Source organism: Cellvibrio sp. PSBB006, from assembly GCF_002162135.1.
Classification (GTDB): domain Bacteria; phylum Pseudomonadota; class Gammaproteobacteria; order Pseudomonadales; family Cellvibrionaceae; genus Cellvibrio.
In genome coordinates this window covers 3,434,942-3,448,678 of the sequence record NZ_CP021382.1, presented here as the reverse complement: position 1 = coordinate 3,448,678, position 13,737 = coordinate 3,434,942, and the positions used below count along the sequence as shown (strand labels likewise).

The 13,737-nt window shown below is 48.2% G+C and carries 13 protein-coding genes and 1 pseudogene; 10 read left to right on the top strand and 4 right to left on the bottom strand.

Features of this window, described 5'->3' with window-relative positions:
• Window positions 1-5: 5 nt before the first annotated feature.
• From CBR65_RS14155 to CBR65_RS14120, 9 genes are all read left to right on the top strand, one after another.
• Window positions 6-1,781 (top strand): hypothetical protein, encoded by a 1,776-nt coding sequence (locus CBR65_RS14155; protein WP_087467460.1) that lies wholly within the window; start codon window positions 6-8, stop codon window positions 1,779-1,781.
• 297 nt (window positions 1,782-2,078) lie between these two features.
• Window positions 2,079-2,780: a hypothetical protein gene (locus CBR65_RS14150; RefSeq protein WP_087467459.1), complete on the top strand. Its 702-nt coding sequence runs from the start codon at window positions 2,079-2,081 to the stop codon at window positions 2,778-2,780.
• 136 nt (window positions 2,781-2,916) lie between these two features.
• A complete protein-coding gene (locus CBR65_RS14145; RefSeq protein ID WP_087467458.1) occupies window positions 2,917-4,992 on the top strand; it encodes a hypothetical protein in 2,076 nt (691 codons plus the stop codon).
• A 159-nt stretch (window positions 4,993-5,151) separates the two neighbouring features.
• On the top strand, window positions 5,152-5,469 hold the full coding sequence (locus tag CBR65_RS14140) for a transposase (RefSeq protein ID WP_198300747.1): 318 nt from the start codon (window positions 5,152-5,154) through the stop codon (window positions 5,467-5,469).
• Window positions 5,463-6,335: an IS3 family transposase gene (locus CBR65_RS14135; protein WP_087467457.1), complete on the top strand. Its 873-nt coding sequence runs from the start codon at window positions 5,463-5,465 to the stop codon at window positions 6,333-6,335. Before CBR65_RS14140 ends, CBR65_RS14135 begins: the two co-directional genes overlap by 7 nt.
• Window positions 6,336-6,377: 42 nt before the next feature.
• A complete protein-coding gene (locus CBR65_RS14130; protein WP_087467456.1) occupies window positions 6,378-6,674 on the top strand; it encodes a hypothetical protein in 297 nt (98 codons plus the stop codon).
• 59 nt (window positions 6,675-6,733) lie between these two features.
• Window positions 6,734-6,943 carry a hypothetical protein gene (locus CBR65_RS22130; RefSeq protein WP_157672079.1) on the top strand — a complete coding sequence of 70 codons (210 nt, stop codon included), beginning with the start codon at window positions 6,734-6,736 and terminating at the stop codon, window positions 6,941-6,943.
• Entirely contained in the window at window positions 6,930-7,982 is a 1,053-nt protein-coding gene (locus CBR65_RS14125) for a PD-(D/E)XK nuclease family protein (RefSeq protein ID WP_157672078.1), read from the top strand. Before CBR65_RS22130 ends, CBR65_RS14125 begins: the two co-directional genes overlap by 14 nt.
• A gap of 3 nt (window positions 7,983-7,985) precedes the next feature.
• Window positions 7,986-8,300: a hypothetical protein gene (locus tag CBR65_RS14120; protein WP_087467454.1), complete on the top strand. Its 315-nt coding sequence runs from the start codon at window positions 7,986-7,988 to the stop codon at window positions 8,298-8,300.
• Between the two features lie 104 nt (window positions 8,301-8,404).
• On the opposite strand, the gene dkgB is transcribed toward CBR65_RS14120, so the two are convergent.
• Both dkgB and CBR65_RS14110 read right to left on the bottom strand, forming a co-directional pair.
• Entirely contained in the window at window positions 8,405-9,229 is an 825-nt protein-coding gene (gene dkgB, locus CBR65_RS14115; protein WP_198300746.1) for a 2,5-didehydrogluconate reductase DkgB, read from the bottom strand.
• A 51-nt stretch (window positions 9,230-9,280) separates the two neighbouring features.
• Window positions 9,281-10,477, bottom strand: coding sequence for an MFS transporter (locus CBR65_RS14110; protein ID WP_087467453.1), 1,197 nt, complete (start codon window positions 10,475-10,477; stop codon window positions 9,281-9,283).
• A gap of 105 nt (window positions 10,478-10,582) precedes the next feature.
• Between CBR65_RS14110 and CBR65_RS14105 the strand changes: the two genes are divergently transcribed.
• A complete protein-coding gene (locus CBR65_RS14105) occupies window positions 10,583-11,473 on the top strand; it encodes a LysR family transcriptional regulator (protein ID WP_087467452.1) in 891 nt (296 codons plus the stop codon).
• Between the two features lie 15 nt (window positions 11,474-11,488).
• Here CBR65_RS14105 and CBR65_RS14100 read toward each other — a convergent pair whose 3' ends face one another.
• Together CBR65_RS14100 and CBR65_RS14095 are read right to left on the bottom strand one after the other, a co-directional pair.
• A complete protein-coding gene (locus CBR65_RS14100) occupies window positions 11,489-12,430 on the bottom strand; it encodes a HEAT repeat domain-containing protein (protein ID WP_087467451.1) in 942 nt (313 codons plus the stop codon).
• A gap of 101 nt (window positions 12,431-12,531) precedes the next feature.
• Window positions 12,532-13,590 (bottom strand): annotated as a pseudogene (locus CBR65_RS14095) (glycoside hydrolase family 11 protein); the annotation flags it as partial.
• Window positions 13,591-13,737 lie beyond the last annotated feature (147 nt).

Sequence of the window (13,737 nt, the reverse complement as noted above, 5' to 3'; positions counted from 1 at the left end):
AACACATGAGTATTCTCAATGGACCACGTTTGAATTTTTGGGGCGGCATTCGTACCGATGTGAGCGTGCCGAATAACTCGCCGACGATTCCTTATTCCAGCGGCACGCTGAATTTATTTGACCTCACCACATCCACCGTTGCGCCCAGTGCGCAACTGTTCAGCGACGATCAATTAAATGCGTTTATCAATGCACCCTCGGGTGATTACTACACGGCGGGCGGCTGGAACCATTACGGGCAGCACGTGGTGGATATGCAGAACGCGCTGATCAGTTCGCAAGGCACGCCCGGCAATATCAGCACCAGCGGTGACCTGGTTGGCCAACCGGTTTATTTACTGGGATCAATCGACCCGGTAACAAAACAGGGCCCGGTATCCGGGCCGATGATGGTTGACCTGGACCCAACCAGCGGACAGACCACACAAATTTTTGTCGGCGGTTTGCAAATCGGCTCCGGCAGTACACCGGAATTATTAATTCGCCACGACACCGTGTGCAGCAGCCAGGATCTCGCCGTGCGTATTTTGGTGGGCGAGCCGGACGCGCCCGGCTCCAGTCGTATCAGCGGCACCTTTCAAATTACCTTTCCGTTGAGCAGCGTGGTGAGTTACAACCAGAACAGCGCGATACTTAAATCCATTATCGACGCGCCGGGCGCAACTGGCATTGTGTTGCGCTTTGTGATGTTTGAAATGTGCCCCACGCTGACCACGCCGCAACTCCGCGCCGATTATGCGTCCGGCCAGAACACACCCAACCCGAGCATCGGCCGCGTGATCGGCACGCTCGCACCGGCCTATCCCGGTGAGCCAACGATTTGCCAGAACGGACGGCGCCTGGTCAACACCGGCACCGGTGCGGGCGGTTACATGGAATTGGTGAACGACCTGATGAGTGTGGACATGGTAAACCTGCTGCCCAAAGCAAATTTCCGCAGCGAACGCACCAACATCACCGGCCCTATTGGTCCGAATATTGATTTCGGCACACTGAATTTCACAGCGGGTGGCTCACCCGTTGCGACACTCGCGTGCAGCGATGCGCAATTGCAAAACTATTATCTCTACGGCGGCATCGTGGATTTTTCGTTAACCGCCGATCAAGCCACAGCGGTTAAAACACAACCCTTAAGCATCAGCGCCTACAACCAGAACACCGCAGCCACATTAAATATTGTGGAGCCGCCGTATCGCATCTACAGCGACGAGCGCAATATATATATCGATGATTGTCAGGGCTCGGTATCCGTTACCTTACAATTGCGTTACCTCGGCCAAGCTGTAAAACAGCACACAACCATTTCCATCAGCAGCGACACACCCGGCGCACTGGACAACCCGGATTACCTGGACTTCCCCACCAGCGTCACCGTACCGGCCAACCAGGAATCCGCCAGCTTCACCGCCGCCGCCAAAACAAGCAGCGCCGCCACCGCCGGCTTTGAAGTACTCAACTACACCTGCAACGGCGGCTCCTACTTCACCAACTTCAGAAAATATAAACAAACCAACTTCGGCATCCCCGCCGGCAGCACCATCACCTGGGAACAGGTTTACACCAACGTACTGCGCTTCCACTACCTCGCCTTCCCGGCCATGTCACGCTTCATTCCACTCAACCAGCCCGATGCCATACTCAACGCAAAAAATGCCATCATCGCGCGTACCTCCTCGGCTTATAAAAATACAACGCTGTTTATGCCGGTGGTGAGATCAATGTCGCCGAGCCAGACGGCGTTGTTGAAGGCGTATTTGACGGGAGAGGGGTGGGAGGGTTAGGTGTTGTAATTTGATGAAATGGCGGGAGTTGTTTTTATGGCATATGATTAAACGCATGGTTTTTCCTGGATAGCGGGTTATTATCGTGAATATTTTCACGATAACCACAAGCATGAAGCTTGATGCGGAGTGGTATTTCTTTACGTATCAATAACCTAGCATTGTATTCTATATTTTAGTTAAAAATTAAAGTGCGTTTGAGCTAATAATTATTATGAAGCCGAATGGCCTCATTAACAGGTTGTTAAGCGTTCCACGGTTAACGCATCAGGACGATATAAATACGGTGAAAGCTTTATGCTTGATCTTGGCTCAACAGATTTTAACTTATCAATCGCGAGTGTAGCTGCTTCACAGCTCGAGGTTCTGTCAAATTCATTGTTTGACGAATGGGATGCTTACGTTGATCAAGCTTTGATATTGCCCGATTACTCCTTGTTCTTGCAAGTTGAAGAAGGCTCTATTATTGGTCGAGGCCATATCATGGCGGGAGCAAAAGCGCTTGTTATTGGTTTAACCGCTTACGGCGGGTTAATGTCTGGTGTTGATATTGTCAACAAGCAACTGAAATCAACCAATAGGTTTCTAGCTGAGCAAGCTCAAACTATCTTTGCTTGTCCGGATTCACGTGCAACTGTCAGAAAAAGAGGTGGAGCACCTGCTTCTCTACAGCGGCTATTTTCTCGCGTACAGAGAGGGGAGCTAACTCCGGATGAAGCAACTATATTGGCTCAATCTATTCTAGGTGAGGATGAGTCAGAGATTCCGGGCTTTTTCGAAGTTCTGTCTAAGGCATTTCATGAATGTCCAAATCTGCCCAAACAAGAACAGCTACCATTTGATGAGCTTGTCGAAGAGCTTCCAATAGAACTTATAAATAAGAAGGCTCCAAAAACACCTAAACCACGACCTCCGAATATACCTGCCCTCCATTACCGGGTAGAAGTCTGGAGAGAGTCAAAAGGAAATCGTAAGCAGACCAAGGTTACTGTCTTATGATTCAGCTAAAATCTCCTAACAAGCGCATGTTGTCGGACTGGTTTTCCGCTACGCTTCAAACCGACCGCAAATGCGGAGCGTTCACCTAGCCAATATCAGAATCTAATGAACGAGCTAAGGAATAAAAGAGAAGATAATGAACATAGAGACGTTAGCTAGAATAATTGAAGGAGCAGATATATCTGTCTTTAGATCAATTGCTGCGATACTGACACCATTAATAGGCTTGCAGGATGTGGACTATTGTGATGGGCCCTACGATGGAGGGAAAGACTTTACTTTAGCGACTATGCCAGCAAATGGGGTAAAGATTGGTATACAGATTTCAGTAGAAAAAGGATGGCAAGCAAAGCTTGAAAAAGATGCAGCAAAACTAAAATCAAACTTTGACTCCAATGTTATGTATTTTATATCAAGCAGGAGGATACCTGAAGGCTCTTTTGAAAAAGTGAAAGAAAGCGTCTTCAGTAAACTTGGCGTAACTGTTAATAAGTATGACAATCAAGCAATTGCTACAAGGCTCATAAATTATAACAAAGTTAATGAAGCGCTAGCGCTTATGGGTATTCAAGTAGATCACGACCATGCCTCTCAATCTAAGTATCTAGGGCCGAAGAATGAAGCGGTATCATCATTGCTGTTGTTCGATGCCGACTCTAAAGATCTACGACAGAGATTTTTTCAATCGATCATCATGTCAAGTCTATCAAGGATTAGCGGTGGCGAAAGTAGAGACTCATTAATATTAAATGTTAAGAAAAACTACAGTCTCGATGAGACTCAGTCGGTTCAAATTGGCGCAAATATAGACAGGCTACTTCAAACTGGAGAGCTTATTAGTGATAAAGGGGTTATTCGTTTAGCAGACTCTGTATTTAATCGGTTTGTAGGTCTTCAGAAATCAACAGAACTAGAACTTTCTATCTTGAAATCAGATTTTGATAGAAAAATTTCAGATCTCCTGGAATCAGATGTAGATATCGAGACAAAATCTCTATTATTGGAAAACTTTTTAGAGTTGGTTGTTCATCTTTCTGGAAAGCAGTACAACACTTATGAAGTATCAAGTGGTGATAATGTCGCCTTCGAATCTATTAATAGTATCATTGAAGACAAATTTGGTAAGGAAAAATCAACTTCAATTTTTAAAGAGCTTTCTGATTTTTTTGCTTCATCCGAATTTTGCAAGCATATAGCATGTGCAAAACTTTACGAGGCATTTCTTAACACAAAATCTTCACACCTTATTAATGCGTTAGGTGGAACTGAAGATCTTAATGTATACATAGATTCATCAGTTTTCATTCCGGTCATATGTGGAGTGTTATTTGACAAGGTGTCTGAAAGATTCTCTCAATCAGGTGCAGCACTGCATCAATTAATTAAGGATCATAAGTTTAAAGCAATTGTTCCTCATGATTACATGGAAGAAGTCGCTAGTCATCTAATCGAAGCGTGCAGGGATTACAAACATATTATTGAAAAAGATATTGACCTGTCTTTTTCAGGAAATGCTTTTGTAAGCCACTATTCAAACTATAGGAAGAAGTACTGTGACATGAGATTTGAAGATTATGTGAAGGTATTTGGTGCTCGGTTAAGCATTATTAGTGCCGACATGACTGACCAGCAATTTTATTCAATCAGGGACAGGATAACTACTGAACTATCAGGTATAGCTGCTAGATACAATTTTTTAGTTGAAAAGCAGCAGGTCGAGTATTTTGGTCAGCAAATAGATAGATTAAAAGAGTTTTTGTTTGAAAACAATATAAGCAAGCCTGAAGTATTGATTAAACATGACGCTAGAGTAATTACATACCTTTCTGGCGATTATGTGCGTTCTGGAGTGGTTAAGCTTTTGTGCACGTGGGATAAACTTCATTCAATGATAAATCCTGAAGGGGCTAGCGGATATTATGTAATGCATCCAATTGCAATTATTGATTATCTGTCCCTAGCAAAGGGCGGCGATGAAAATAGGTCTGTTAGTCACTTACTAGACTTCGCAGCAGTTCAGGAAGAAAAAGATTTAGAACTAAGCGCAAAAATCTGGGACTCTATTGCGAAGATAGAGTCTGAAAATCTTTCTGACGGCCAATTAATATTAAGCGCCAAAGAGTTTAAACATAAGTATATGTCAGAGCATGCCAACGCAGATGACTTCATTCCTAACGAAATTGAAAAGTCATGGATGGCTTGGAAAAAATAGCCCAAAGGTTAACAAGCAGCAGCAACGGACTGTCAAACCTGTCACTCAAATTGCTGCGCAATTACGTGCCAGCTTTGCCAGCCGCTGTGCTGGGCGTTGAAGCCCCGAGTTCCCCAAGAAAAGTAGACACCTCACTACCACCTAACGAGGGTCTAGAAAATGCCAAAGAAAACGCGAAACAAGTACAACCATTACACTGAGGATTTTCGTCGGGAAGCTGTTCGCCGCGCGGACGATCCCAGCACCAGTGCTGCCGAGGTAGCGAAAGAACTCGGAATTCACCCCGGCCAAATCTATAACTGGCGTCGACAATACAAACGATTGTCCGACAAGCAGTTTAATAGCGTCCAAGGGGTGGATTACTCTATGAGCGAGAGCGAAGAAATCCGCAAACTGAAGCGGCAGATCTCGGATCTAAAAGAAGAGAACGAATTTCTAAAAAAGGCGACCGCGTACTTCAGCAAAGACAAATGGTGAAGTACGCCCTCATTGAGTCATTGCGTGGTGAGCATGCCGTGATGAAAATGTGCCACTGGGCACACGTCAGCCGATCAGGTTATTACAAATGGCGCTGCCGTAGGCCCAGTGATACTGAGTTGCGAAGGTTTGAGGCAGAGCGCCTCCTGATTAACCTGTTTACGCGTTTTAAATCTCGCTACGGGTCGCCACGCATGACCGTCGAGTTGAACGAGTGCGGATTGCCCATCAGTGAAAACACCGTGGCAAAACTGATGGCCAAACAAGGACTTATGGCGAGAAATGGAGAAGGTTACAAGTACTTCCCTGATGTATTAGCCCGGAACCATGTCAGCGGCAACCTGCTGCGGCGTAACTTCCAGGCAAGCAAGCCGAATGAAAAGTGGGTGTCGGATATCACCTACATAAAAGTAGAAAAAGGGTTTGTTTACCTCGCGGTTATCATGGATCTGTTTTCACGCAAAATCATTGGCTGGTCACTCGACACTACGATGACTAACCAACTGATCATAGATGCCTTTAAGATGGCGGTTGCTTCGCGCGACGTAGAGCCCGGTTTGATCTTGCACTCGGATCGCGGAGTGCAATATCGTTCGTGGGAATATCAGCAGCTATTGCTCGACGAGAAGATTCGGCCTAGCATGAGTCGTAAAGGCAATTGTTGGGATAATGCCGCGATGGAATCGTTCTTCGCCCGCTTTAAAGTTGAAGCGCTCTATGCCGAGGATGTCACCACGAAGAAAGAAGCGTATTCTTGCGTGTTTGATTACATCGAACTATTTTATAACAGTCACCGAAGACACAGCACATTGGGCTACAAAAGTCCGAATCATTTTGAATCGGCTTATGAAAAAATGTCCGCCTGAAACAGTGTCTACTTTTGGTGGGGAAGATCATTGGGAAAGTTAATGAGAGCTATTGCAGCAGTTACTTTGTTTTTTGCTTCTTGCATCGCGCATGGCGAAATCAGGCAACCTTTGCTTCATCCGAATGAAGCTGTTCAAGCGGCCGAACAATTTTTGACTGAAAAAGGCATCAGTACTAAGGGGTTTTCGATTTACTCTCTTACATTTGACTACATTAAACGCAAATGGTGGGTATCCTATCAAATGGATCTATGCCCGTGTCCCATCGGGGGCGACCATTTTACCGTGCGAATTACAAGCGAAGCACCATTAGAGCTTCAGCTAGATCGCGGGCTCTAATTTAAAAACTCATACGCGAACCAGAATGTCCGCACTATTGAAATGTTATGTGAGCTGAAATGGACAAGCCAAGAACCAAAGTAGACTTCAATGAACTGATGAACAAGGATCTAGTTCTGCTTTCTAAAACGGATGAAGTTAGAGACTCAGCGGGTCAAAAAATTATTTTGCAGGTCGGCAAGCAAGTAGCAATATGTGAATATAACCGCTATGAAAGTGGTGAAAAGGAGTATCATCAAGAAGGTCGTCAGCTATATGGACAGTTTTGAAAATTTTTTAGCCGTGCTTCATGACTTTGAAGCGCTTCCAACTATATCCGAAAGTGAAAGTATATTTGATGTAGCTGGCTATCCCCATTATGAAAATGTATTCAGTAATATTCTTGCTTTCTATTTAAATCCTAATAATGAACATGCTTTGGGAAACCTGCTGTTCTCTTCACTAATGAACCTCGCCAAAAGTGACGATTCAAGCAAAGGAAATTTTCAGGTTTATCGCGAATATTCCACAAATAAAGGTGGCAGATTAGATCTTTTGATTGAAACAGATAACCAGCTTATAGGAATAGAGAACAAAATATTCCACGAGCTAAGAAATGATCTCTATGATTACAGCAGCACGATAGATGAATTATCTGTTAAAAAAGACTTATCGCCCGTTAAAATTGTTCTTAGCATCAAGGCTCATGCCGTTGATAACGGGTTTGTTGGGATAACCTACAAAAATTTTATAGCTGAAATAAGGCAGCGTCTTGGCCTCTATGCCGGTAAATCGTCTCAAAAATGGCTTCTTTACCTTCTGGATTTTATGAGCAGCATGGAAAACTTCACAGGTAAGAATATGGAATTAGATGAGCTTGATCAATTTTTTATAGAGCATCATAAAAGAGTTGATGATTTGCTGAATGCAAGAAATAAATTTATGTCAAAACTTTATTCAAAAGTAAGCGATCTTTCAGGAATTATTGGCGAACAGAAAGAATGTAAAAAATGGATATATGCAAAATCTTGTCTGGTTCATGATTTTGTACTTTCGGGTCATTCAATAGCATTTGATCTATACATTTCGCCGACCGGATGGAAATTTTTGGTTTTTGACCGTAAGCAAAAATCCCAAGCCTACTTATCTGAACTTCTTTTTGAACCACCTATTAGCGAGTTTGAAATAACTTGCAGAGATTCCCGATATATTTTAGAAGAGTTTAGTTTAGCTACTGATCTAATGGTGATAAAAGAAAAATTATTGAGCTGGTTTTCTAGGGTTATCGATGCAGATAACACCAAGAAAAGTATTTTAACGATATGTTAATAAATGTTGGACTTTACCGGCAAAGACCAAAAAGCACAGCAAGTTTGCTTGCACTATGCCAATCAACTTGAAGCTCACGATCTTATTGGCATTATTCGGAACACCGCTTCTGTTACCTCCAAAGAACAAGCCATTGCATTGTCCCGGTTCTTCTGGCGAATGCTGGAAGCCGCAGCGGAAGATCGGGATAAGGGTGTTGAGGTGTTGGGGGAAGTGGACTTGCAATATTGGATGGAACGCAGCATGAATATTATCAGCGGTTATCTTGATCGGATTGGCTATGGTGATGAATGGGAGCAGGTGAGCGATGAAGTATAAGGTCGCCAACCATAGCGCCAATTTTCCAACACAATTGAATTAACTCCAATTACAAAAATCCCGCACCTAAATGCGGGATTTTATTTTTAACAACTCTTCTACACCTAATCCCACACCGGCGCAAAACTCGGGTTCGCAATACGCTCACCACAATCAAGCCCATCGATCAGCGCCACATCGTCCGGCGATAAATGGATGTGTTGCGCGGCAAGGTTGGATTCGAGGTTGTGCTTTTTTGTCGACATGGGAATCGTGGCCATGCCTTTGTTCAGAATCCAGCGCAGTACCACTTGCGGTATCGGGTGGCCGGTGCGGTTTGAAATGTCTTGCAATACCGGGTCTTTTAACACCTTGCCGACGGCCAGGGGCATGTATGCGGTTGGTTGTATGCCTTGCTGTTTCATAAAACGGCGCAGTGTGGTGTTTTGCAAATAAGGGTGGACTTCGATCTGGTTGGTGGCGATGTTGTCGACGCCGAGGATGTTGATCGCTTCCTGCAATTGCGCCACTGTGAAGTTGGAAACACCGATCTTGCGTGCGAGCCCCTGGGTTTTGGTTTTGTTTAATTCCGCGAGATATTCACTCATCGGTACGCCGTCCGCTTGTGTGGGCCAGTGGATCAAAAGCAGGTCGACGTACTCGGTTTGCAGAGCCTGCAAACTGTCGTTAACGGAGGGGATAAATTTGTCCGCGCCGAGGTTGTCGAGCCAAACTTTGGTGGTGAGGAAAATATCGCTGCGCGCGATGCCGCTGTCGGCAATGGCTTTTCCGACCTGTGCTTCATTGCCGTAGATCTGCGCGGTGTCGATGTGGCGGTAACCGGCGTCCAATGCCAACCGCACGGCGTTGTAGGCGTCGTCATCTTTCAGGCGAAACGTGCCCATCCCTAAAGCTGGAATGGCTTGTGGCGAAATGGTGTCTGTCGTCATGAATAATCTCCGATAAAAAGGACAGGTTTTCCTGCCGGTGATGCAAGGGTTTTACTCTGCGTCAGCAATAACCTGCGCAGGGATGACTTTATCTTTACGCTCCAGGGCGCCGGACCAGCGGGTCAGGGCCAGCGCTAACAGAACCACCAGCGCGCCGATCCAGCCGGTATCGGTCAGGGGTCGTTCCGCTATCACCAGGCCGCCGAACCAGGCGCCGAAGGCGATGCCCAGGTTGAACGCGGCGATGTTTAAACCCGATGCTACATCCACAGCCTGCGGGCGGTATTTCTGGGCCAGTTGCACTACATAGACCTGCAAGCCCGGCACGTTGCCGAAGGCAAAGGCGCCCCAGATCAATACGGTCAGTACGGCAAGTACCGGCGACTGGGCGGTGAAGCTGAACACGGCGAGCACGGCGGCTAACCCGATAAAGATCACCGAGAGCGCTGGCACCGGGCCTTTGCGATCCGCCAGTTTACCGCCCCAGATATTCCCCACCACCGTGGACACACCATACACCAGCATGATGAGGCCGATAGCGCCGGGCGCGAAGCCGGTCACCTGTTGCAGCACCGGGGCAAGATAGGTGAAGGCGATAAAGCTGCCGCCGTAGCCAACGGCGGTCATGGCAAATACCAGCAACAGGCGTGGCTCAGTCAGCACCTGCAATTGTGACAGCAGGGAATTGGCGGGCGTTTGCTGCAGGTTTTTCGGCACCAGTAGGGCGCTGCCGATCAATGCAATCACACCCAACAAGGCCACGACTAAAAAGGTCGCACGCCAGCCAAGCTCCTGGCCGATAAAGGTACCCAGAGGGACGCCGGTCACCAGCGCCAGGGTCAGGCCCGAGAACATCAGCGCGATGGCGCTGGCTTCTTTGTCCTTGCTGACCAGGCTGGTGGCGATGGTCGAGCCGATGGAGAAGAACACGCCGTGGGCCAGGCCGGTCAGTACCCGCGCCAGCACCAGGGTTTCATAACCGGGCGCGAAAAAGGCGAGCAGGTTGCCGCCGATAAACAGCGACATCAATGCCAGCAGCAAGGGTTTGCGCGGCCAATTGCCGGTTAACGCCGTCAATACCGGCGCGCCGACGGCAACGCCCAACGCGTACAGGCTCACCAGCAAACCGGCGGAAGGAACAGAGATCGCGAGATCCTGCGCGATGGTGGGCACCAGACCGACAATGACAAATTCGGTGGTGCCGATGGCAAAGGCGCTCAAGGTAAGCGCCCACAGTGCAAGGGGCATAACACTCTCCTCAATAGGTGATACAGCAGGTTTTTGCATGGGCGCTATTGTGGAGGTAGTTACTTTTGTGAAAAATGAGCAAAACCACAAAAGACTTTTGATGAAATGACAATAATCTCGGAAAGGGCACAACTGGAACAGCTGTTGGCCGTGTATGAACAAGGCAGCTTTTCGGCGGCGGCGCGCGCGCTGGACTGCCAGGTGGCCTCGGTATCCCGCGCGGTCGCCCAGTTGGAGGCGAGGCTTGGGGTGGATTTGTTTGCGCGTACCACACGCAAGGTGATTCCCACGGAAGAGGGGCATCGCTTTGTGCAGCAGATCAGGCCAGCGCTGTTGCAAATCGCCGAGGCGGAGGCCGAGCTCAGGAGTTTATCGGCCGAGCCGGCCGGCAAGTTGCGCGTCGATGCGGCCAGTCCGTTTATCCTGCATCAGCTGGTGCCTTTGATGGCTGAATTCCGCGCGCGTTATCCCCGCATTCAGCTTGAGCTGGTGTCCGGTGAGGCCTTGATTGATTTGCTGGAACAACGCACCGACCTGGCGATCCGTATCGGCGGCCTGACGGATTCCAACCTGCACGCGCGCCTGCTCGGTCGCAGTCCATTGCATCTGGTGGCCAGCCCGGATTATCTGGCGCAGTTGGGCAAGCCGACGAGTATTGAAGAACTCAACCGCCATCGCCTGATCGGGTTTGCCGACATTCCCAAATTAAACCTGTGGCATTTCAGCGCTGGCGCTTTGTCGATCACGCCGGTGATTGCGGCGAGCAGTGGTGAGACGGTGTTGCAGTTGTGTTTGCAGGGGCATGGCATTGCGCTTCTGTCGCGCTTCATGGTGCATAAGGCGTTGGCGGAAGGTGCGCTGGTGGAAGTCTTGCCGGGCAGTTTGCAAAGCCCGCACCCACGGGAGCAGGTGCAGGCGGTTTACTATCGCAATACGGCCGTGTCATCGCGGATCAGCGCCTTTCTGGACCATATTGGGCCGCGGCTTTCGCTTTAATTTGACCGCAATTATTTACGGCGCCTCAGCCACCGGTAACTCCGCCACAATATCCGTACTCGCAATCTGCGTGCGCGCACGGTCGCTGAGAATTTGCAAATCACTGATCACGTCTTTCGCTAACCAACTGACCGATTCATCCGGGTGGTTAACCAACGCCTGCGCCAGGTACACATGGCTTTCGTTGCCGGTAGCGCGTAGCGCGAGGAGCGCATCGAGTTTTACGCCGATGTCCTTGTCTTGTAGTAAGGGCGCGATGGCATCGGCGGCGCTGTGGTAGCGGGTTTTCGCTAGTTCAACCAGGGTTTTTTGGCGCGTTTCCGGGTTGGGGCTGCTCAGGCCGGTTTGCGCGTCGGTGATTTGTTTTTCAATTAAGGTGTTGTCGCCACGCAGCGACATCACTTGTGCGGCAACGCGTTTAATATCCGGGTTGGTTTGATTGTGGTAAAGCGCACTGAGCGCGTAGTCGGGCAGGATGGTCGGGTTCTCTGCCATGTCGTAAAGGCTTTTGCTGGCAATGGCAAGGTTTTCGCGGCTGGGGTTGCTCGCCAGCAGTTCGTTGATTTTTTCGGTGAGCGAGCGCGGGTCGTTTTCCGTTTGCGTAACCAGATCTTTTACCGCTTGATCGCGCGCGGCAGTTGATTCGCTTATGGCTGCTTGAACGTCGGCTTCTTCAGCCTGCATGGCGGTTACCACATCAGGTGTGGTGGTGGTGGTTTTCTTCTCTATAGGGCGCTGTTGCTCGGCGGAATCAAACGCAAATAAACGTGCGTCGAGCAGTTCTTGTTCTTTTTTTGCCAATATTATTTCCAGGTCGATAATTTTATTTTCCAGCGCGGTTATTTTCGGATTTGTTTCGGCATCTTCTGCGCTGGGATGAATAACCATGTAGGTCGTCAGCGCACCGACAGCGGCGGCTAACAGCAAATGTTTTTTGGTATATACCGTAAGACTCATCGCGATACCTCTCGTTATTATTATCCAAAGGTATTGGTGAAAAAGGGGCGAATGATTCGCCCCTTTTTTTGTTACTACATCTAACGTGTTAAACCTTACAAATTACCGAACCCAATGGCGCCATTACAATGCAGCCATTCGCTGCCACCGTTACCACCACCACAGGAGCCGTTTTGGTAAACGCCGGTGTTGTAGGTTTGCGCTTCCGCTTGACGAACAGAACCGTTAACACTGATGTAATCCACTTGCACATCGCGGTTACCGCTGTCGTTGGTGAATTCCACCACGCTGCCACCAGAGAGATTGGTCGAAGCGGTGTAGTTATTCATACCGGTGCTCAGTGTCCAGGTTTGCACTGCCGTGTTGTTCACTCGCAGTGTGATGCTCTCCTGGCCTGTTGTACCGCGTGCGCGCACGACGATGGTTTTGCTACCACCTGATGGTGCAGAGCTGGAGCTACCACCGCCGCCATTATTGTTACCTGAACTCACGGTAATGTCGGAGCTACCGCGGCTTTGATAACCTTCGGTCGCCAATACCATGTAATCGTGTGCGCCGAGGTTCAAGCCTTTGCTGGCCCAGAAATTAAAGTGGTTAGCCACCGTAATGGTGCCGGAGATATTACCAAAACCTTTCTTCGGTGTTCTCACGCTGAAATATTGATAAAAGGTGCGAGTACCGTCGATGGACGGTTGGTTAACACGTTGACAACGACGTACATTGTAAGTCGCGCCATCGCTCTGGAAGCTGCCGTAGTCAACACCGCCGGAGCAAGAAGACGGGTTATACGAGCCGTAACTTTCGATAACGTAGTATTCGACCAACGGGTTTCTGGTCCAGCCATACAGTGCTAGGTAAGAGTTCTGCGAATTGTCGACACCGTAGTAGCCCGAGTAATTGACGACGCGCGGGCCACCGGGATTCCAGCCTTTACCACCAACCCAGTTGTTGGTGCTGTTGTCCCATTGTGAGGTGTAACGTCCACCACCTTGTAAACCGAACGAGGCGTTACCGGAATCCTTCCAGAATGAATAATAGAATCCATTATGGGTGCCGGTTTGGTTTGAGGTGAGCGTTTGCGCGCTAACGGCCGATACACACAGCGCGGCGGCCCAAATCATTGAAGAGATCACGCGTTTACTGGCGATTGTTAATTTCATTATTAGACTCCAGGAGTTAGCCTTTCGACCAATACCGCTTATAAAGGAGGAAGGACTGTGAGGATATTCTGTTCATTGCGAACAGGTTTACATCGGAGAAACCATTCAGCCTGCTGTTATTGTTAAACCGAGTTATGGTTGCTTCGA